This is a genomic window from Chitinophaga costaii (assembly GCF_900094705.1).
Classification (GTDB): Bacteria; Bacteroidota; Bacteroidia; order Chitinophagales; family Chitinophagaceae; genus Chitinophaga; species Chitinophaga costaii.
Genome location: NZ_FMAR01000006.1, coordinates 156,946 through 176,821, shown reverse-complemented (window position 1 = coordinate 176,821; position 19,876 = coordinate 156,946). Strand labels below are relative to the sequence as shown.

Here is a 19,876-nt window from a genome sequence, read left to right as displayed (position 1 = left end):
GTATCGATAAAATTAGACAAAAATCGGCGAAACAATGATCCAAATCCAACAATTCACCTTCAATCCTTTTTCGGAAAATACCTACCTCCTGATCAATGATCAAAAGGAATGTATTGTCATAGATCCCGGTTGTTATTACGAAGAAGAGCGTAAAGCATTGTTAGACTTTATAGCGCACGAAAAGTTACATGTCATCCAACTTTTAAATACGCATACCCATTTCGACCATATCTTCGGCAACTCCCTGATCGCAAAAACCTTTGGGCTGAAACCCGTGTTCCATGCGGCAGACCAGCCGGTATTCGACAAGGCTTCGGAGATGGGGGTGATGTATAATACACCCTTTGAGCCTTCTGTACCACCGGCCCGCTACCTGGAAGCCGGTGAACATATACCCTTTGGCGATGTGGAACTAGCGGTACTATTAACCCCCGGGCATTCACCCGGCAGCGTGGTGTTCTACTGCGCGCAGGAAAAATTTGCGATCGGTGGCGATGTACTGTTTTACAGGAGCATTGGCCGCACAGATCTGCCTTACGGCGATCATGAAACATTATTGGACAGTATCCGGCAACAGCTTTTCACATTGCCGGAAGAAGTGAAAGTATATCCCGGTCATGGCCAGCCTACTACTATCGGGTTCGAAAAGAAACATAATCCCTTTTTACAGGAATAACCGTGGCGGTGTTCCACACGTGGTGGATATGTATTTGCCTTCTGGCATCTAACGTATAATTAACAAAGTGCCATATGCAGCAGATCAAATATGAATTTTGTTAATATGTGTTCAGGGTATGGCGGTGGCTGGCCCGTTATTTTGCTACAGCTTATTTACATATTTTCCCACGAAGGGCAGTTTTACAAATTCTCTTTTTTCCATTTTCAGTACAAACCACAAGTAGCTGAAAAAGAACAAAAGCCCTACTGCCAGCGTGGAAGGTGTAAGGGCATAGGGCGCACCCGGCGAAAGCAGGTGGTTGGCCAGGAAACTAAAAACATAATATACCGCTACAGCACTCAGGATGTAAGCGAGGATGCGGGGCAGGTGGTAGGGTACCGGGTAGTATTTTTGTCCCAGTACATAACACACCACCATTTGGATGAAATAGCATACCATAGTGGCGAGTGCGGCGCCAAAATAACCCAAACGGGGAATCCACCATGCATTGAAGCCCCAGGCCAGTAGCGCCGTAAGGATGGTGATGGCCGCACCGGTACGGGTACGGTCGGTTATTTTAAACCAGATGGTAAGGTTGTAATAAATACCTAAGAATACATTGGCCAGCAGCAGCACTGGTACGATGAAGAGGCCTTGCTGGTAAAACGTGTTCTTCACCAGGAATATTTTCCAGATGTTGAGGAACAGGCTTACAAAAAGAAACATCACACAAAGCAGCACTACAAAGAGTTTCATAATGCGGGCATATACCTTTTGCGGGTGTTGGCCCTCGGCCTGCTTAAAGAAAAAGGGTTCGGCCCCCATCTTAAACGCCTGGATGAACATGGTAATGAAGATGGCCATTTTGTAGTTAGCGCTGTAAATAGAAAGAGCCTCCTGCTTATCATGCATAGACATATGCAGGTAAGTGGGCAAAAACCAGGCGCGGTCCAGGGTTTCATTGACCATACCCGCCAGCCCAAATACTACCAGCGGCAGGGAATAGGTGAGCAACTGCTTCCATAATGTCCAGTTGATCTTCCAGTTTATGCTTATGATCTGGGGCAAAAACAGGAGCAGCGTCATGCCGCTGCCCATCACATTGGCCAGGTATATAAAGCCAAGTTGGTCGCTGCCTGTGCGGGCATTGGGCATAAAATGCAGCCCGCTGGCATACAGCTTGGGCCCCAGCCACAGGAAAAATACGTTGAAGAAAAGAATGGTAAGGATGTTGGCGATGCGGATAATGGCATAGCGAATGGGCCGGCCCTCCAGGCGCAGTTGCGCATAGGGAATAGCCGTGATGGCGTCGAACACCAGTACCAGAACAATGTAGATGTAAAAATTAGGATGCCCGCTCAGGCCCGCCATAACACCCTGCGAAGAGTTAATGGCCGGCGTGCGCAACAGTACGAATACAATGAATGCGAAGGTAGAAGATACCAGCAGCGAAATCATTGACATGCTAAGTACAGCCTTTTCCTGGCCCTGTTTGGCAAAACGGAAAAAGGTAGTTTCCATGCCATAGGTAAGCAGCACGTTGATGAAGGTAATATAAGCATACACACTAGACATGGCCCCGAAAGACACCGTGTCCATTAACACGAGCAAATAAAATGGCGTGAGCAGTAGATTTAAAAACTTGCTAACGATATTGCTAACCCCGTAAAAAACTGTTTGTCCTGCCAGTTGTTTAATGCTCAATTCCCTTAAGTTTTTATCAAAGTTACTTATTCCCCAGGAAAGCCGCGCCGGTTCTGCTTTTTATCACTCAGGCGCTTCTTAAATTGCAGGCGTTTTTCCTTTACAGCCTTACTGGGGCGCGTGGCCACCCGTTTCTTTACCGGGGTCAGGGCCTGGCGCACCAGGCCATTTATTTTCCTGACTACGTTTTGCTTGTTGCCCAGTTGGGTGCGTTCTTCTTGCGATTTTACCTGCAATTGCCCATCGGCAGACAGCCGGTTTTCCAGCTTTTCCAGGAGCAGGGCTTTTTGTAGATCCGTTAACGTGGGGGAAGTACGGATATCGAAGTAACCCTCTACCATGGTTTCAACTTTGTTCACGTTCTGCCCGCCCTTGCCGCCGCTGCGCGCGGTGCGGAAGGTGATCTCGTCGGGCGATATGTGGGGTATCATATATTTTTAGTTTATAATATTATTTGTTGATATTTTCGGCAATATAAGTGTTATCTGCGGGCATTCCTTTATACCATTTTATCGATCTATGGAACGCTTTGCTGCCGGGCAAGGTAGGAGATTGAATTATGGTGATAGCTGCCCACGGGGTAGGGCAGTATGGATATACAAATGTTCCTGCATCTGGTACATAAATGCCGACAAGGTATGCCCTGCGGAAAGGATGGCATGCCTTTTTTTATTATCATTGCGCCATGCGGGCAGTTATTCAAAGAGTTACCCAGGCTTCTGTGGCGGTAAATGGTGCCCTCACCGGGCAAATAAGCACCGGCCTGCTGGTGCTGCTGGGCATTGAAGACAGCGATACGTTGGAAGATATTACCTGGCTCAGTAACAAGATCGTAAACCTGCGTATCTTCCAGGATGAAGCAGGGGTGATGAACTTGTCGGTAAAAGACAGAGAAGGAGATATTTTATTGGTAAGCCAGTTCACATTATTTGCCGCCACCAAGAAGGGCAACCGTCCTTCCTATATCCGTGCCAGTAAGCCTGCCATTGCCATTCCGCTGTATGAGCAAATGCAACAGGCGCTGACCACCGATCTGGGCAAACCCGTGGCCACCGGCATTTTTGGAGCAGATATGCAGGTACAGTTGCTCAACGATGGCCCGGTTACCATTATCATCGATACCAAAGCAAAAGAATAAAGCCCATGACTATCCAGGAGGCCCAAGACAAAATTGATCACTGGATCAATACCACCGGCGTACGCTATTTCAGTGAGTTGACTAATATGGCCATTCTCACGGAAGAAGTAGGCGAGGTGGCCCGCATCATTGCCCGCCAGTATGGTGACCAATCCAGCAAGGACAGTGATAAAAAGAAAGAGCTGGCAGACGAGCTGGCCGATGTGCTGTGGGTGGTACTTTGCCTGGCCAACCAAACCGGTATAGACATGACAGTGGCCCTGGAAAAGAATTTCGATAAAAAGAATATCCGCGATATTAACCGGCATCGTGACAATGATAAACTAAAAAGTTAGGCCCATTCCTTTATAAGAAAGGGCGCTGGCGTTGTTTTTGATTCCCTCTTCTCATATGAAACAGCCTTTTTCTGTAAAAGCCTATTGGCAAGTGCTTAAGCTGGCAGGTGCTAATTTTATGACCGACAAGGTGCTGAAACTGAGCGCATCGCTGGCCTATTATACCATCTTTTCTATTGCCCCCATGACCATTGTGATCATGACCCTGCTGCGCATCTTCATCGGGCAAGACGCAATAAACGGCCTGGTGTATGGCCGCATCAAAGGCCTGGTAGGGCCAGAGGTGGCCTTGCAAATGCAGGACATGATCAAAAATGTGGCCCTTTACAACCACGGCACCCTGGCCGCAGTGATGGGCGTTATTACCCTTATCATTGGTGCCACCAGCGTGTTTAGCGAAATTCAGGATTCCATAAATATGATCTGGCAGCTCAAAGCCAAACCCAAAACCGGATTGCTTAAGGTAGTGCTGAACCGCCTCCTTTCTTTTTCCATGATCATTAGTATGGGTTTTATCCTGCTGGTATCACTCATGCTTAATGGGCTGATAGAGCTGCTGAGCAACCGGCTTACCCAATTATTTCCAGAAGTTACGGTGGTGCTGGTATATATCGTGAACGTGGCCGTTACCTTCCTGATTATTGCCTCCTTGTTTGCCGGTATTTTCAAGATATTGCCTGATGCCCGGATCCGGTGGGGACACGTGGCAGTGGGTGCCATTACTACGGCGGTGCTGTTTATGCTGGGCCGTTTGGGCATTGGATTTTACCTGGGCATGAGTAAGATCAGCTCCTCTTATGGAGCGGCCAGTTCTATCGTGATTATTTTATTGTGGGTATATTATTCAGCAGCCATCCTGTATTTTGGTGCGGAATTTACCCGCGCCTGGGTGCATCACCAGGGCGCCCGCATATACCCCAACGATTATGCAGTATGGGTGAAACAGGTATCGGAAGAATCTACAGAGCCGCTGGATAAAATGCGACGGCAGCAGGAAGCAGGTCCAGCCGAACCGCCCGCCCTTCCCTAACCGCCTCCGGTAATCCCTGCACTGGCTACCTGCCTTTCCTGCCCAGGTGGCCGGTCCAATTGATTTTTTTCCTTTTTGCCATTATCTTTGCCACCTTATGGCAACAGATCAGAATACATTCCAGGCGATCATTTCGCATTGTAAAGAATATGGCTTTGTATTTCCCTCCAGTGAAATATATGATGGGCTTAGTGCTGTATACGACTATGGTCAGTACGGCGCCCAGTTGAAAAAAAATATCCGCGACTACTGGTGGAAGAGTATGACGCAACTGCATGAAAATATTGTTGGCATAGACGCCGCCATATTTATGCATCCCACCACTTGGAAGGCTTCCGGTCACGTAGATAGCTTCAGCGATCCTATGATCGATAATAAAGACAGCAAAAAACGCTACCGTGTAGATCACCTCATCGAAAACTATGCAGACACCCTGCCTGCCGCGGAAGGCACTGCACTCGTGGCCCAAATGGAAGACCTGCTCAAAGAAAACGATTATGATGGCCTTAAAGCACTGATCGAAGAACGTAAAATAGCCTGCGGCGTCAGTGGCACGGTAAACTGGACAGACATTCGCCAGTTTAATCTCATGTTCTCTACCCAGCTAGGCAGCGTTACCGACGAAGCCAGCGAAATTTACCTCCGCCCCGAAACGGCGCAAGGCATATTTGTAAACTTTCTAAATGTGCAGAAAACCGGGCGTATGAAAGTGCCTTTTGGGATTGCGCAAACAGGAAAGGCCTTCCGTAATGAAATCGTAGCCCGTCAATTCATTTTCCGCATGCGCGAGTTTGAACAAATGGAAATGCAATTCTTCGTGCGCCCCGGTACTCAAAAAGAATGGTACGAGTACTGGAAGGAAACCCGCCTGAAATGGCACCTGAGCCTGGGTATAGACCCGGCAAAATACCGCTTCCACGATCACGTAAAACTGGCTCATTATGCCGATGCTGCGGTAGATATTGAATTTGAGTTTCCGATTGGTTTCAAGGAAGTGGAAGGCATTCACTCCCGCACCGATTTTGACCTCACCCAACACCAGCTTTTCAGCAAAAAGAAATTGCAATATTTCGATACGGAAATTAACCAGAACTATGTGCCGTACGTGATCGAAACTTCTATAGGCCTGGATCGTATGTTCCTGCTCACCGTATGCGCCGCCTACCAGGAGCAAGACCTTAGCACACCGGAAAAAGCAGATAGTCGCGTGGTGATGAAACTGCCGCCGCAACTGGCACCCATGAAGCTGGCCGTGTTTCCACTCACCAAAAAAGACGGCTTACCTGAAATCGCCCAAGAAATTATGGACGAGTGTAAGCAATACTTCCACTGTTTTTATGAAGAAAAAGACGCTATTGGCAAGCGTTACCGCCGCCAGGACGCCATTGGTACACCTTTTTGCGTAACGGTAGACCACCAGACCAAAGAAGATCATACCGTTACCATCCGTTATCGCGACAGCATGGAGCAGGAACGCATACACGTATCTGCCGTGCGCGATCATGTACTAAAAGCTACCACGTTTTAAAAAAAACACCTGTTACAACTATAAACACAAAGGCCGGAAACAAGCATTACAGCTATGTTTCCGGCCTTTTATTGTAGTGTCGTGTAGTTATGCTATTAGCTTACAACTTATTCCACCAAAGTTTTACTCCTTGGTTGTCTGCGCCGAGGTGAGTTACGGCGGAGGTGTAATTGGCACCGTTGAGGGTTTGCTCGGATTTAGGATAACTTAAACGATAAGGAACAAACGTCACAAAACCATCCAGGATGCCGCTGAGCGGTGCTTTGAACAGGCTATCGCCGCCAGGTTTTTTAAAGTTTAAGCGGTTGCGTTCAAACCATCCCTGCAAGCCTTGCGGATAGAGTGCCAGCCATTTTTGGGTACCTACTACATTCCGCCAATCGGCGGCATTGTAAGGCACGCCGGCCAAGAAAGTCTGGGCTGCGGCAGAAGCCGTGTCTACGCCCCAGTAAGCCAGGGAAGCATTCACGCCATGCAGGTAATGCGTGGCGGCGTCGCCGGTGGCAAATCCACGGGCGGCTGCTTCTGCCAGGATAAACTCTACTTCGGAATATTGCATCAGAATGCCCGACATGCTGGCCGAATATATTTTGGTACCCGGATAAGAATAATTGCCAGCGGGTTGCCGGAGTGTATCAGATTCCGCCTGTCCGTAAGGCATACCCCTGATGGTATCTGTTGATGCAGCAGGGCGGGCATAGATACTAAAACGCGGATCTTTAGTACTTCGCTGGTAATCCGTCAGTGTGGCGCTTACATAGTAGGCAATGATGGCACGTTGTGAGTCATTATAAGGAAACGCATTCGGATCGGCCCCCAGGTATTTAAATTCTGCATTATCGTCGTTACTGGTCATGGCCTTGTCGTAAACACTTTCAATGATTTGCTGGGCCTGTTCCTTATTGGCATCTACCTCCCGGATGGCCAGGCGAAGCAGTAGCGAATTGCCGAACTTTCTCCATTTGCCCACATCGCCATTAAAAATTCCGTCGCCGGTTTCAAATCCGGGCTTGCTGTCGTCCAGCAGTGCAATCTGTTGTTGCAGGGTGTCTATCAGCGCGCTATACACGGTTTTAGCATCGTCGTATTTAGGAGTGATGGTTTGGGCTATTTGGTTGGTTTCAAAGAAAGGAATATCACCGTATGCATCTGCAAGGATCTGGTAAATCCATGCTTTTAAAATCCAGGTGCAGGCAATTTGATTGGTGGCGGCAGGTATGGTGGCGGCGCGTGCCCGGTTCAGCCGGTTAGCTTCTTCCAGGTTATTAAGCGTAAGATAAAGCCCGCTCCACAACGCTCCATTGCTGCCTTCGTCCAGCGCATACCGGCTAGAGTTGGCCGCATCGCCCGTCCAGTACTGCGCATACAGGGTGCCGATAGATCCGTTTTGCGTGCCGGCATAAATCAGGTCACTGCTATTTTTTTCTCCGTAGGTAAATAGGTACTCAGGCTTTGTGCTGCTTGGTTTGGAAGGGTCATGGTTTATATCGTCCAGATCCTTACACCCCACCATCCACACCGATAACAGGAGTCCCAGGCCGTATAATATTTTACGTGTATTCATTGACGTTAGTTATTAGAATGAAACATTCAGGTTTATGCCAAACGAGCGTACAGAGGGCAGTGCGCCGCCTTCTATACCCTGAATATTAGAATCGGAATTAATAATATTACTCGGGTCTACATTAGGCGCATTGCTGTGAATGAGCCAGAGGTTACGGCCATATAGCGATATACGGGCGCGTTGCGCACCTATGTGACGGTAAATGTTTTCCGGAACATCATAACCCAATTTCACTTCCCGCAGATACCAGTAGCTGGCGTCGTACAGGTTTCCCTTGCTGATGCGTTTACCAAAATCTTGCAAAAAATGATCTTTCGCCGTGATCACCGTAGTGTTCTGGTGTCCGTCGGCTGTTACCCCGGGATTTACTACACCATTTTCGCGGATATTATTGGTGGCGGTGTAATCCAGCAAACCGGAAATACCACCATATAAATTGGTGTAAGAAAAGAATTCACCCCCATGCTGGAAATCTAGCAGTGCAGAAAGGTAAACGCCTTTATAGCTGAAACTATTGGTAATACCGCCGAAGTAATCGGGGTTTACATTGCCAATAGGAACGGTGCTGGTAGTGGGTACGTAATATCCGCTGGCGTCTACCAGTTTCTGGCCATTTACCTTTTGATAATCTGTTCCCATAATAGTACCTAACGGCTGGCCGGGCAGGGCTACTATGCTCACCAGGTTGGTCCGGCGGTCGGTACCCAGGGTTACCATAGCGGCCGACTGCTGATACTGGTCAATGTAAAGATTGAGCAGCTTGTTACGGTTGCGGGCAATGTTAGCATTGATATCCCAACGGAAGCTGTTTTTGAGACGGATGGGGTTTAGGGTTAGGCCAATTTCCATACCCTTGTTACTTACCTCTCCGGCGTTTACAAAGGTGGCATTGTAACCTGTGGTGGGCGATACATTAAAAGGAATGATCTGGTCTTTAGTATGCCGGTCGTAGTAGGTGAAGTCCAGGCCTATATGATCGTTTAAAAACCGGATCTCTGCGCCCACTTCCACCTCACGGGTACGCTCCGGTTTTAAGTATGGATTGTTTCTCGTGGTGCTAAGGCTTGTAATGGGGAAGGAGCCATATACCGGCAGGAAGTTATAGGTATTGTAAATGTTGTAAGGATCGGTATCGCTACCTACAGATGATACGCTGGTGCGTAGTTTCCCATAATCCAGCCACTTCCATTGTTTTAGCAGGTCGCTAAATACAAAGGAGAGCGATGCAGATGGATAGAAATACGGGTCTTTGAGGGTAGAGCTTTTATCCTCGCGTCCCGAAATTTCCAGGAACAGGTAATTGTGGAAACCTAGCTGGGCGGTAGCAAAGCCAGAATTGATCTGCTTCTCATATGGCTGATCAATAACGGAAGCTGTTTGTGCGGAGTTTTGCAAGTTGTATACATCGGGCAGGATAAGGCCACCCACAGTACTACCGCCGGTTACCGACCAGGTGCGTTTCATAATGTTGCCACCCAACAGGGCATTGAAAGAAAATAGTTTGCTAAAGTCTTTTTTAAACGCGGCGGTAAACTGGTAATTTAATTCCCGCGAAGCGCGCACGCGTTTTATATAACCACCCGCCACATAATCTTTTGCCGTAAATTCTTCTTCCAGCGTATTGTAAGTATCCATGAATACGCGGCCGCTCAGTTGCAGCCATTTGGTAGGCTCATAATCCAACCCGGCAAATCCGTAGGTACGGGTGCGGTTATCTGCTTCATAATCCCGGTAGCGGTTCCAGTATGGGCCATTGCTGGAAGACAGTTTTGGATTATCCCAGGAAGTACGGTTCCAGGTAAGCTGAGATCCGTCTGCATAGGCATATTCTTTTTCTTTTTCAATATCTAACTGTCGCTGTCCATACATGGTAAATTGCAGGGTAGGATTAGGGCCTGTAAAACCCGTGCCAGGCCTGGCATTGGCGCGCAGGTCAGAATAATTGACCGAGGCAGATGCATGCAGGTTTTTCAGCAGGTTGTAATTCCCGGTAAAGGCCAGGTTGTTGCGTTTCAATCCCGCATTGGCCAGGATAAAGGTTTGGTTCATATTACCATAAGATACCCGGAAACTGCCCTTTTCATCACGGCCGGCAAAGGAAATATTATTGGTCAGGGTAAGTCCTTTGCGGTAAAAATCTTTTACATTGTTAGGATGAGCCACCCACTTATCTGTTTTACCAAAATCAGGATTGCCTTTATCCTTATCCCAAGACCAGTAAGGGCGAATGATTTGTCCATTTAGCTTAGGACCCCAGCTGGCGTCCTGGGAATATTGGGGTAGCAGGTCATAACGGCCTTTGCCATTATTATCGTCATACGTGGCGGCAGCTTCACTAAGGAAACCTTCGGGATGCTCGTTGTAGTAGAGGGTGTCAAAACCATTGGCACCACCGCCATACAGGTTTTGATATTTGGGCAATACGTACACTTCATCCATCTGGGCATTTAGGCTATAAGTAATGCCAATACCTTTTTCTGCATCGGGCGCTTTTTTCATGGTGAGGTATACTACACCATTGGCTCCGCGGCTGCCATACAAAGCCGTAGCGGCGGCACCTTTCAGTACCGATACGTTGGCAATGTCTTCCGGGTTTATGTCGGCCAGGGCGCTGCCATAATCATAACCCCCACCGCCATTCAACTGGCCGGCCTGGTTCGTGGAATTATTAAACAGGTACACACCATCTACAATAAAGAGGGCGTTATTGTTGCCCAGTATAGATTTTGTGCCTCGCATATTTACTTTCGTGGAGCCGCCCATAGAACCCGAGTTGGTATTCACTTGCAGGCCGGGCAGCTTGCCAGAGAGGGCATTGGCAAAGTTCACTTCCTTAGCTTCCTGCACTGCATTACCTCCTATTTCGGCAATGGCATATCCTACAGAGCGGGAGTTTTTCTGAATGCCCAAAGCCGTTACCACTACGGTGTTCAGCGTTTTGGCGGTAGACTGTGTTGTACTGAGCGGAATGTCGATCGGGGTGCGTTTTTCTACTTTCACCTGCTGATCGTTGAAACCCATCGATTTGGTAATAAGGGTATCATTGATCGACGCCTTCAGCTGAAACTGGCCAGATGCATCTGTAACAGTGGTATCGTGCGTGTTTTTGTTAATGACCGTGGCGCCGGGTACGGGAGCATTGTTTTCAGATACCGAACCGCGCAGGGTAAATTGGCCGGCCTGCTGTTGAAGTGTAGCAGGATCTGGCGGCAATATAAGTGCCGTATCATTTTTGGGTTTTACCACCGTGTCTTGCCGGGCGGCGGTACCACTACTATCGGCTGTTTTAGGGCCAATCACCACCACCCTGCTGGTATCTGTAGTGGTGGGTTTTGTAGTGTCAGTATGGGCGCTAATCACTACAGCAGCAGGCGGAATGGCCGGTTTGCTAGTGTCTGTTGCAGCCCGTGGAGTAGAGGGCGTAGTGTCTTTTTGTTGGTCAATTGGTCGTAGCATAGGGGATGTCCCAGCCCTGGCAGTCCACGCGCCACTGCTGGCGGCGTACGAGAGCAGTATGCCGCACATGCCGCATAGCATCAGTACATTTTTTCTCATTAGTCAATCAGGTTTGGTTAATTCATTATGGTATTACAGCGATTTTTAACGGAGTTTAAGTACAGGCACCATGCAGATCACGAATTGGTTGTGTTCGATATGGTTGCATGCGTTATGCTTTCCTGGATAATGGTTGACCCATAAACAACACTAAAGGATTTTCTGCATTTCAACATGTGGGATGCCTACTTCTTCAAATGTTGCTCCGATTGTTTTATAACCAAGTTTCGTGTAAAAGTGGATAGCGGTGGCTCTTGCGTGCATCATCAGGGTGCTATAGCCGGCTTCGGTGGCCAAGGCCTCTGCATATTTAACGATCTCACTGCCAATGCCCTGTTGCTGATAATCCGGAGATACTGCCATTTGCCGCAATTGAACAGTGCGTACATCTACCGGTGTTAAAATGCAGCAACCCACCAGCTGCTCAGGCTGGGTAGTGGTAAAGCTCCCTATTAAAATATCATCCTTTTCTTTGGCCAGATATTCGCGTGAAAAGCTTAAACCCAATGGTTTGCGAAGTACCCTGTCGCGAAGAGAGACCATGTCCTGGTAAGCCTTACTACCGTAAACGAGTACACGAAAACTAAACATCAAAAAAAAATAAAAAGAGTTTTACATTACTCAGTATATCGTTCTTCACACATAGATTTGCTAAACTATAATAGTATGCACCCCTAACTATTTAATTTACTGGCGGAAAGGTCTTAAAAAATGGTTTTAAAAAATGCCACAGTAGGGTTACTACTCTTCAATTGGCCGATAATAATTTGCCAGCAAATTCGGGATAGGTTACAAAGATCAGGCCAAGGAAGCCTCTTTCCAGCCCTGACAGGGATAGATGAGGTCTCTTTCAATAGATTTAGGAAATAAAATAGCAGGATTGTTAACGAATGTTATTTAATGTTAACCATGCAGCCCGATATCGCGGAAGTAAGAAAGGATTAAGTCGCTAACCGAAATAATGCGCAGTAAGGGGTCGTGAATGGCCAGCGCGGAAGGGTGGCTGTTCGTACAGATGATTTGTTTAATCAGGCCACTGTTGCGGATTTTGGCGAAGCTGCCTCCGGAAAAAAGACCATGTGTAGTAATTACGTTTATTTCTCTTGCGCCCGATTGTTTGTAGGCGTTTGCTGCATGAAGCAGGGAGCCACCTGTTCGGATCATGTCATCGTATATGATGACCATCTTATCTTTTACATCCGCACTGATCGCGGTGATATGTGTTTCATCACCGGATATGCGGCGTTTATAAACAAATGCGGCAGGCACATGCAGGTCATTCGCTAAAGATTCTACCCACTTGGCACGACCGGCATCGGTGCTGGCCAGCACAAAGGGCTCACCGCCAGCCAGTTCTAAAGCAGCTCTCTCTACAATGCTCTTTCCATACAAATGCACCGGACGTATATTACCGTCGAAGTAATAAGAGATGCCATCAGCATGAAGGTCTATCATGATAATATTATTGCCCTGGGAGGTTTGCGGCAAGGCGGAAAACAAAATGGCCCTGTTTTTGGCCTTAACAATTTCGCCTTGTTTTACAGCACGCTCCATGGTGGAGTAGCCAAAGAATGGTATGACGATGTAAAGTGATGATGCACCGCACTGAACCACACCATTGGCCAGGTCAAATAATTCTAACGTTTCCTGATCGTCGATGGTACCACCCAGCAAGATCACCGGCTTGTTGCGGATATCGGAGCGGATGCGGTGGTAATGTTCTCCATCCGGAAAATCGCGGATAGAAATAAGGCCAGATTCCCATTGCAAGCCAGCATGCTGCATGAGGTCTTCTTTCAAATATTGATAACGTTGTGTAGAAAATACGATGGGCTGAGACATAAGATTTGATCTAAGGGCGTAAAGATAATTAATAATTTACCCGATTTTTTGCTTTCATAAAATGGCAGGCATGCTCCGGCTGGGCCACGAGAGCTAGTTTTAACGTTTTATTTAATAAGGGAGCATTATATTTGAAGGATTAGTTATGAGCATGAGTCGCCTGTTTTTTTTTATAGTAGTATGTAGCATTTCTTTATTGGCAGGCACACAGGTTGCAGATGCACAGATAAAAGTATCTGGTATGGTGGCGGATCTGGAAGGAAAAACTGGCTTACCTGCGGTAACCATTCAAAACCTCCGCACCAAGCTGGGAACACTTTCCAGTGAAAATGGCCGCTTTTTTGTAGAAGGCGCACCAGGTGATACACTGGAATTTACGATGTTAGGTTATGCCCGCCAGCATGAAGTTATCCCTGTGGCCGGTAGTATGGTTGTATACATGAGCCGCCGCATTTATGACCTGAATCAAACCACCATCCGCGCACGCAACTATCACGACGATTCCCTTGCTACCCGCGATGAATACCGAAAATATTATAACTATCATAAACCCGGGGCAATGGATATTCTCAAAACACTGCCCAGTAACCCTATCACCGCTCTTTCTTACCTGGTACCCAGCAAAGCCCGCAAACAGAAAGAACATTTCCAACATACGCTCGTTACCTTCGAAGAAGAAAAATTTGTAGACTATCGATATAACCCCGAGCTGGTAGCCAGGATGACAAAGCTGGAATCGCCAGCGCTGGATAGCTTTATGATTAAATACCACCCCACCTACCAATTCCTGAAAACGGCCACCGATTACGATCTGCTGCTTTACATTAAGCAATCGTATGAGGAGTTTAAACAACAGGAAGCCTTGAAGCCAAAAGATTCTACGGCTGCTATACAATAATTTATTAAAATAATAATAGAAGGGCCCTGTACTTGTGCGGCCAGGGTAAGTACATTTTTAGGTAAGCCGGTCCTTGGGCTTACTAGCCATAAAAAAGTAAAGCCGTCATTAAAAAATGACGGCCAATTTATATGCAATTACTTTTGAAGAAAGCGTATGGTTTGCAACGTACTCATGGTGTGGATACGAGCAATAATGTAATGGCTTTACTATTTACCATACGCATTCTCAATGGTCAAATCTAATAAGGAAGCTTTAGGGAAGCAAGGATAAATATCCCCGGCTTCGTGATACAAAATAACGTCGCTTTTGCGGCTTTTACTTTTCAATTCGGGAAAACGAATGATCGAAAGAGGAAAACATGTTGGTTGGGTTAACCTCCCGAATTTTGTACGGGGAAAAGTGGTGAATGATGGCCTAAAACAACAATTTCCAAATAACAACTGGTTGTAAACCAATGTCATTTGGAAATTTATATTCGCGGCTGTCTGCCCGCTAATGATTATTTGGGCATGTAAGCGGCCTGCACGACGTCCACAGGCTACTATCGCAGTAATAACTCACACGGTTTCAATCCCGTATGTTTCTTAAATGCGGTAGAAAAGTGTGAAATGCAGGAATAGCCCATATGCATAGCCACCTCTGATACGGAAATACCTTGTTCGTATAACAGGCCCTTAGCCTTTTCCATCCGTTCTTTTTGGAAATAATCGTAAATGGTGGTGCCGTACATCGCTTTAAAACCTTTTTTCAGGTAACATTCGTTCATGGCCACTTTGCGGGCCAGGTCACGGATGGTAATGGGGGCGTCTAGCTGCAACAGCAGGATGTCCCGGGCCTTGGTAATTTTTTCCCGGTCTTCCAGTTGGGTCAGGAAGCGGCATCCATAGCGTTCGTCTGTATCATTCTTAATGAACTGGTCGGAGCTGAATAGCAGAAGCTCCAGGGCCTTGCTTTGCAGGAAAATATTTTTTAGAATGCCCTCATAGTTATGATGCACCATCTGTTCTAGCACAGCCTTCGACTTGGTGCAGGGTTGCAGCGTTTTCACAAACGGCTTTTTACCAGAAAGCTCAAATGAAAATTTAGTGGCTCCTTTCTGTAAAGTTTGTATGAAGGAAGGCTGGAAACGCAGGGTCACCAGGTCCAGGGAAGGATCTTTTTCATTGCAAGTACCCTTGTGTGCATCCACACAAAGACCATCTGTACATGCAGGATTCTTGCAATACCTGCTCCCATTCACACAATAACGCAGCTCTATCGTGGCGGCTTGTCCGCGCTTAGCGGGCTGGTATACCACCATGGCCACGTCTTCTACTGGTAATGGTGTGTCGTAGGTAAACCGCTGGAGTTCAAACTCCATGCAGTCCGGTACGGCCACAGAACTATTTTCCGCCAGTTGCAACTGATCGCTCATTGCAGGCTGGGGAATAGCCATCGTTAATATTTCCTGTACGTCTTTCAAAACCTAACTGTAATTAAAATCCTCACAAATATACGGGTTGTTATTAAACGTGAACCTGCTTTGACAAACAGGTGACAGAGGAGCGCAGAGATCTGATCCTGTGCTTCCCTGCTATACCGTTGCAGGGGTAAAATTACACAATTGACCGATTTCCTGTGAACTTGCGTAGTCTTGCATTTGTCATAATGCCGCAACTTGTTTCAGTTCGGCAACGTTTACCTGGCATTTATACGGTTGGGCCTGGGTGGTATGGTATTGGTAATGTTTTTTGCATGGCTATAACACATTACGTACAAAAACATTGGAAAAAAGGATTGCTTGGCATCCTTACCCTATTGATACTAATTATTGCCCTGGGCTTTTCCCTTGGGTATTATTGGCGCCTTAAAATGCGACAGGAGCTGCACAGCTACGTTCTGCAAATGACGGATAGCCTCTATTCGCTGCGTTATGAGAATATGCGGCTGGATATTTTCGGTGGAGATCTCCTGCTCACCAAGGTAAGCCTTACTCCCGATAGCGCCGTCTATCACCGCATGCAGCGAGAACAGCGGGCCAAGCCATTTGTTTGTGCCGTGGCAGCAGACAAGCTAGATTTACAGGGCTTCCGGGTATGGCGGTATTTCCGGCAAAAGAAGGTAGAAGCCAGCGCCCTCATTTTTACCAATCCCAGTTTGGTGGTGAATGTAGATACCCGCCCCAAAGATACTACAGTGCCTAAAAGTTTCTACCAGTCTATGTCTAAAAAGCTGAAGGAAATCCGCATAGGCCGCCTGGAGCTGCTCAATACCAATATGAACTATACCTTTGACCGGCCAGACGCTAACCAAATGCGTATGCAGGTGGCGCAAATGGATATCCGCATCACTGGCTTGCTGGTAGACTCTGTGTCGCAACACGACCCCGCCCGGTACTTTTATGGGGAAAATTGCCAGATAGATTTAAAAGATTACCGTTACCGAAACAGCGACAGCGTATACTGGATGAAAGTGCATGAACTACATTATGACGCAGCCGCCCAAACACTGTCTATAGATTCTTTTCACCTGGATCCTATTTACGATTATGCAGCATTTGACCGGCAAGCCAAAATTCAAAAAGACCGTTTTGATGTAAAGCTCAACAAAGTAGTACTCCGCAACTTCGATCCCTATACCCTGCTGCAAGGCGGCATAAAAACCCGCAGCGTAAATATTGCCAGTGGCCAGGTGCATGTGTACCATAACCGTATGCTGCCCATGGATCCTAAAACCAAGCTGGGCAAGCATCCCAACCAGATGATTGCCCGTATGAAGCTCCCACTGCATATCGATACACTCCTGGCCAAGGAAATGGATGTAGAGTACCGGGAGGTAAGCCCGGTAACGGGCGAAACAGGGGTACTAAACTTTATCCACGCCAGCGGCATCCTCACCAATATCACCAACCTGGATTCTATGCTGGCCAAAGACAGCCATATGATTATTAATTTGCACGCCCTGCTCATGGGCCAGGGGGATCTCACCGCCCGCTTCGATTTTCCGATTGCCGATTCGGCTGGGGGCTTCTCGCTGACAGGCGTCCTGAAAAACATGGACGGGCGGAAAATGAACCAGATGGTGCGCCCCCTCAACCGGGTGGAAGTTACTTCCCTGCAAATACATACCCTCTCCTTTAATATAAGCGGTAACCAATACAAGGCCGCCGGCACGGTAGATTTTAAATATGATAGCCTGAAAATTGCCTTCCTGCAAAAGACCGATGATACCAAGCATGCGAAAAAATCCGGAATCGGCACTTTCCTGGCCAATGCATTTGGCCTCAAAAACAATAGCCCTAAAGAGGGCGATGCGCCGGCCGCTGCCCGGGTAGAGCTGGAGCGCGATACACATAAATCTTTCTTTAATCTCGTCTGGAAGACCATCTTTAAAGGCATTAAACAAACTGCCGGTAGCAGCTTGCTGAAAAGTATTGTTTAGCGCAAGGGCAGGGTGCCGTTTTGGGGCGCTACAGGAGCGGGTATGCAAAGATTTGTTAAAGGCTTCTGACGTGGCCTAGAAACGCCGCATTTTCCATTGTTATTAGCCTCATAAAGCTTATATTTGCACAATTCTCACCGTTTTACGTCAACTAGCAATTTAAATCCAAATATGAGCGAAGAATTAGTGCAAACTCCCCTTTCTGAAGATAATGGTTACGACGCTGGAAGTATCCAGGTTCTGGAAGGTCTGGAAGCAGTGCGCAAGCGCCCTGCTATGTACATTGGTGATATCGGTATCAAAGGACTGCACCACTTGGTGTACGAAGTGGTAGATAACTCTATCGATGAAGCCCTCGCCGGATATTGCAAAAATATTGAAGTAACTATTTTAACGGATAATAGCATTCGCGTAAAAGACGATGGACGGGGTATTCCCACCGGTATCATTCCCAAAGAAGGCCGTTCGGCCCTCGAAGTGGTAATGACCGTACTGCATGCGGGTGGTAAATTTGATAAGAACACCTATAAGGTATCTGGTGGCCTGCACGGGGTTGGGGTAAGCTGCGTAAATGCATTGAGCTCCTTGTGCCTGGTAACCGTTCGGCGCGAGGGCAAGCTGTTTGAACAGGAATATCATCGCGGCATTCCACAGTACCCGGTGCGCACCATTGGCGAATCCAGTGAAACCGGTACCACGGTACACTTTAAACCAGATAAAGATATCTTCAAGGAATCTACTTACAGCCGGGAAATACTGGCAGGTAGGCTGCGTGAACTTTCCTTCCTGAACCGCCGTATCCGCATTACCCTCACAGACGAGCGGGAACTGGGGGAAGATGGCCAGCCAGTGATGGAAGTGTTTTACAGCGAAGGTGGTATATCCGAGTTTGTGCAACTGATCGATAAGAATGGCCGCCGCAACCCGCTGGTTGCTGTTCCCATCAGTATTGACACCCACGATAATAATACCAACGTACATATTGAAGTAGCGCTGATGTACAACGATTCGTACAATGAGCACATTTTCTCTTACGTAAATAATATTAACACGATTGAAGGCGGTACACATGTGGCAGGCTTCCGCCGCGCCATAACCCGTGTATTTAAGTCTTATGGCGATAAGAACAAACTTTTTGAAAAGAGCAAGGTAGAGGTAACCGGCGATGACTTCCGAGAAGGCCTCAGCGCTGTTATCAGTGTGCAGGTACCCGAGCCACAGTTCGAAGGACAAACCAAAACCAAACTGGGTAACTCCGATGTAATGGGGGTAGTAGACAGTGCCGTAGCCCAGGTGCTTGATGCTTACTTGGAAGAACATCCCCGCGAAGCTAAAACCATCATCAGCAAGGTAGTGCTGGCCGCACAGGCCCGCGAAGCCGCCCGCAAGGCCCGCCAGATGGTGCAGCGCAAAAGCGTGATGACCGGCTCCGGTTTGCCGGGCAAACTGGCAGACTGCTCCGACAACGATCCGGAAAAATGTGAGCTGTACCTGGTCGAAGGAGATTCGGCAGGTGGTACCGCCAAACAAGGCCGTGACCGCGCCTTCCAGGCTATCCTGCCGCTGCGCGGTAAAATCCTGAACGTGGAAAAAGCCATGGAACACAAGATCTATGAGAACGAAGAAATTAAAAATATCTTTACCGCCCTGGGCGTAACCATAGGAACTGAAGACGATGATAAGGCCTTGAACCTGGCCAAACTCCGCTATCACAAACTGGTGATCATGACGGATGCCGATGTGGACGGAAGCCATATCGCCACCCTGATCCTCACCTTCATTTTCCGCTATATGCGTGCGCTGGTAGACCAAGGTTATGTGTACCTGGCACAGCCGCCTCTATACCTGGTGAAGAAAGGCAAGGAACAAGTCTATTGCTGGACAGAGCCACAACGCAAAGCCGCTATTACACGGCTGGCCAACGGTGGTAAGGAGGATAGCGTAGAGGTACAGCGGTATAAAGGGCTGGGTGAAATGAATGCCGAACAATTGTGGAATACCACTATGAATCCAGAAAACCGCACCCTGAAACAAGTAACTATCGACAGTCTTTCAGAAGCCGACCGTGTATTTGGTATGTTAATGGGAGATGAGGTGCCTCCCCGCAGGGAATTTATCGAATCGCACGCTAAATATGCGCGCATCGATGTATAATTATTTGTAACAACAGTTTCTCTATAAAAACGCCCTTTCGCATACTG

14 protein-coding genes and 1 pseudogene are annotated in these 19,876 nt (G+C 47.6%); 8 read left to right on the top strand and 7 right to left on the bottom strand.

What is annotated here, in order from left to right:
* Positions 1-34 precede the first annotated feature (34 nt).
* Positions 35-676 (top strand): MBL fold metallo-hydrolase, encoded by a 642-nt coding sequence (locus GA0116948_RS10930; RefSeq protein WP_089712042.1) that lies wholly within the window; start codon positions 35-37, stop codon positions 674-676.
* 144 nt (positions 677-820) lie between these two features.
* On the opposite strand, the gene GA0116948_RS10925 is transcribed toward GA0116948_RS10930, so the two are convergent.
* Positions 821-2,362, bottom strand: coding sequence for an MATE family efflux transporter (locus GA0116948_RS10925; RefSeq protein ID WP_123891709.1), 1,542 nt, complete (start codon positions 2,360-2,362; stop codon positions 821-823).
* Positions 2,363-2,388: 26 nt separating this feature from the next.
* Positions 2,389-2,781 (bottom strand): annotated as a pseudogene (gene arfB / locus GA0116948_RS10920) (alternative ribosome rescue aminoacyl-tRNA hydrolase ArfB); the annotation flags it as partial.
* A gap of 266 nt (positions 2,782-3,047) precedes the next feature.
* On the opposite strand from arfB, the gene dtd reads away from it, so the two are divergent.
* The 4 genes from dtd to GA0116948_RS10900 all read left to right on the top strand — a co-directional run bounded on the left by dtd (position 3,048) and on the right by GA0116948_RS10900 (position 6,393).
* Complete coding sequence (gene dtd / locus GA0116948_RS10915) at positions 3,048-3,500, top strand: D-aminoacyl-tRNA deacylase (protein ID WP_089712036.1); 453 nt, start codon at positions 3,048-3,050, stop codon at positions 3,498-3,500.
* A 5-nt stretch (positions 3,501-3,505) separates the two neighbouring features.
* A complete protein-coding gene (locus tag GA0116948_RS10910) occupies positions 3,506-3,835 on the top strand; it encodes a nucleotide pyrophosphohydrolase (protein ID WP_089712035.1) in 330 nt (109 codons plus the stop codon).
* Between the two features lie 55 nt (positions 3,836-3,890).
* Positions 3,891-4,865 carry a YihY/virulence factor BrkB family protein gene (locus GA0116948_RS10905; protein WP_089712033.1) on the top strand — a complete coding sequence of 325 codons (975 nt, stop codon included), beginning with the start codon at positions 3,891-3,893 and terminating at the stop codon, positions 4,863-4,865.
* A gap of 97 nt (positions 4,866-4,962) precedes the next feature.
* A complete protein-coding gene (locus GA0116948_RS10900) occupies positions 4,963-6,393 on the top strand; it encodes a glycine--tRNA ligase (protein WP_089712030.1) in 1,431 nt (476 codons plus the stop codon).
* A 100-nt stretch (positions 6,394-6,493) separates the two neighbouring features.
* Here GA0116948_RS10900 and GA0116948_RS10895 read toward each other — a convergent pair whose 3' ends face one another.
* The 4 genes from GA0116948_RS10895 to GA0116948_RS10880 all read right to left on the bottom strand — a co-directional run bounded on the left by GA0116948_RS10895 (position 6,494) and on the right by GA0116948_RS10880 (position 13,354).
* A complete protein-coding gene (locus GA0116948_RS10895; protein WP_089712028.1) occupies positions 6,494-7,957 on the bottom strand; it encodes a SusD/RagB family nutrient-binding outer membrane lipoprotein in 1,464 nt (487 codons plus the stop codon).
* A 12-nt stretch (positions 7,958-7,969) separates the two neighbouring features.
* On the bottom strand, positions 7,970-11,512 hold the full coding sequence (locus GA0116948_RS10890; protein WP_089712026.1) for a SusC/RagA family TonB-linked outer membrane protein: 3,543 nt from the start codon (positions 11,510-11,512) through the stop codon (positions 7,970-7,972).
* 150 nt (positions 11,513-11,662) lie between these two features.
* Positions 11,663-12,103 carry a GNAT family N-acetyltransferase gene (locus tag GA0116948_RS10885; protein ID WP_089712024.1) on the bottom strand — a complete coding sequence of 147 codons (441 nt, stop codon included), beginning with the start codon at positions 12,101-12,103 and terminating at the stop codon, positions 11,663-11,665.
* Between the two features lie 312 nt (positions 12,104-12,415).
* Positions 12,416-13,354 carry a ribose-phosphate diphosphokinase gene (locus GA0116948_RS10880; RefSeq protein WP_089712022.1) on the bottom strand — a complete coding sequence of 313 codons (939 nt, stop codon included), beginning with the start codon at positions 13,352-13,354 and terminating at the stop codon, positions 12,416-12,418.
* Between the two features lie 151 nt (positions 13,355-13,505).
* Between GA0116948_RS10880 and GA0116948_RS10875 the strand changes: the two genes are divergently transcribed.
* Entirely contained in the window at positions 13,506-14,252 is a 747-nt protein-coding gene (locus GA0116948_RS10875) for a carboxypeptidase-like regulatory domain-containing protein (protein WP_165798347.1), read from the top strand.
* A 544-nt stretch (positions 14,253-14,796) separates the two neighbouring features.
* Here the strand turns inward: GA0116948_RS10875 and GA0116948_RS10870 are convergent.
* Positions 14,797-15,717: a helix-turn-helix domain-containing protein gene (locus tag GA0116948_RS10870; protein WP_089712018.1), complete on the bottom strand. Its 921-nt coding sequence runs from the start codon at positions 15,715-15,717 to the stop codon at positions 14,797-14,799.
* 272 nt (positions 15,718-15,989) lie between these two features.
* Between GA0116948_RS10870 and GA0116948_RS10865 the strand changes: the two genes are divergently transcribed.
* Both GA0116948_RS10865 and gyrB read left to right on the top strand, forming a co-directional pair.
* Positions 15,990-17,675 (top strand): hypothetical protein, encoded by a 1,686-nt coding sequence (locus GA0116948_RS10865; RefSeq protein WP_089712016.1) that lies wholly within the window; start codon positions 15,990-15,992, stop codon positions 17,673-17,675.
* A gap of 171 nt (positions 17,676-17,846) precedes the next feature.
* The gene (gene gyrB, locus GA0116948_RS10860) at positions 17,847-19,829 is read left to right on the top strand and encodes a DNA topoisomerase (ATP-hydrolyzing) subunit B (RefSeq protein WP_089712014.1); all 1,983 of its coding nucleotides are present in this window, start codon (positions 17,847-17,849) and stop codon (positions 19,827-19,829) included.
* Positions 19,830-19,876 lie beyond the last annotated feature (47 nt).

Coding starts and splice junctions, on each gene's coding strand:
- GA0116948_RS10930 (WP_089712042.1), top strand. CDS start 35: ATGATCCAAATCCAACAATTCACCTTCAATCCTTTTTCGGAAAATACC.
- dtd (WP_089712036.1), top strand. CDS start 3,048: ATGCGGGCAGTTATTCAAAGAGTTACCCAGGCTTCTGTGGCGGTAAAT.
- GA0116948_RS10910 (WP_089712035.1), top strand. CDS start 3,506: ATGACTATCCAGGAGGCCCAAGACAAAATTGATCACTGGATCAATACC.
- GA0116948_RS10905 (WP_089712033.1), top strand. CDS start 3,891: ATGAAACAGCCTTTTTCTGTAAAAGCCTATTGGCAAGTGCTTAAGCTG.
- GA0116948_RS10900 (WP_089712030.1), top strand. CDS start 4,963: ATGGCAACAGATCAGAATACATTCCAGGCGATCATTTCGCATTGTAAA.
- GA0116948_RS10895 (WP_089712028.1), bottom strand. CDS start 7,957: ATGAATACACGTAAAATATTATACGGCCTGGGACTCCTGTTATCGGTG.
- GA0116948_RS10890 (WP_089712026.1), bottom strand. CDS start 11,512: ATGAGAAAAAATGTACTGATGCTATGCGGCATGTGCGGCATACTGCTC.
- GA0116948_RS10885 (WP_089712024.1), bottom strand. CDS start 12,103: ATGTTTAGTTTTCGTGTACTCGTTTACGGTAGTAAGGCTTACCAGGAC.
- GA0116948_RS10880 (WP_089712022.1), bottom strand. CDS start 13,354: ATGTCTCAGCCCATCGTATTTTCTACACAACGTTATCAATATTTGAAA.
- GA0116948_RS10875 (WP_165798347.1), top strand. CDS start 13,506: ATGAGTCGCCTGTTTTTTTTTATAGTAGTATGTAGCATTTCTTTATTG.
- GA0116948_RS10865 (WP_089712016.1), top strand. CDS start 15,990: ATGGCTATAACACATTACGTACAAAAACATTGGAAAAAAGGATTGCTT.
- gyrB (WP_089712014.1), top strand. CDS start 17,847: ATGAGCGAAGAATTAGTGCAAACTCCCCTTTCTGAAGATAATGGTTAC.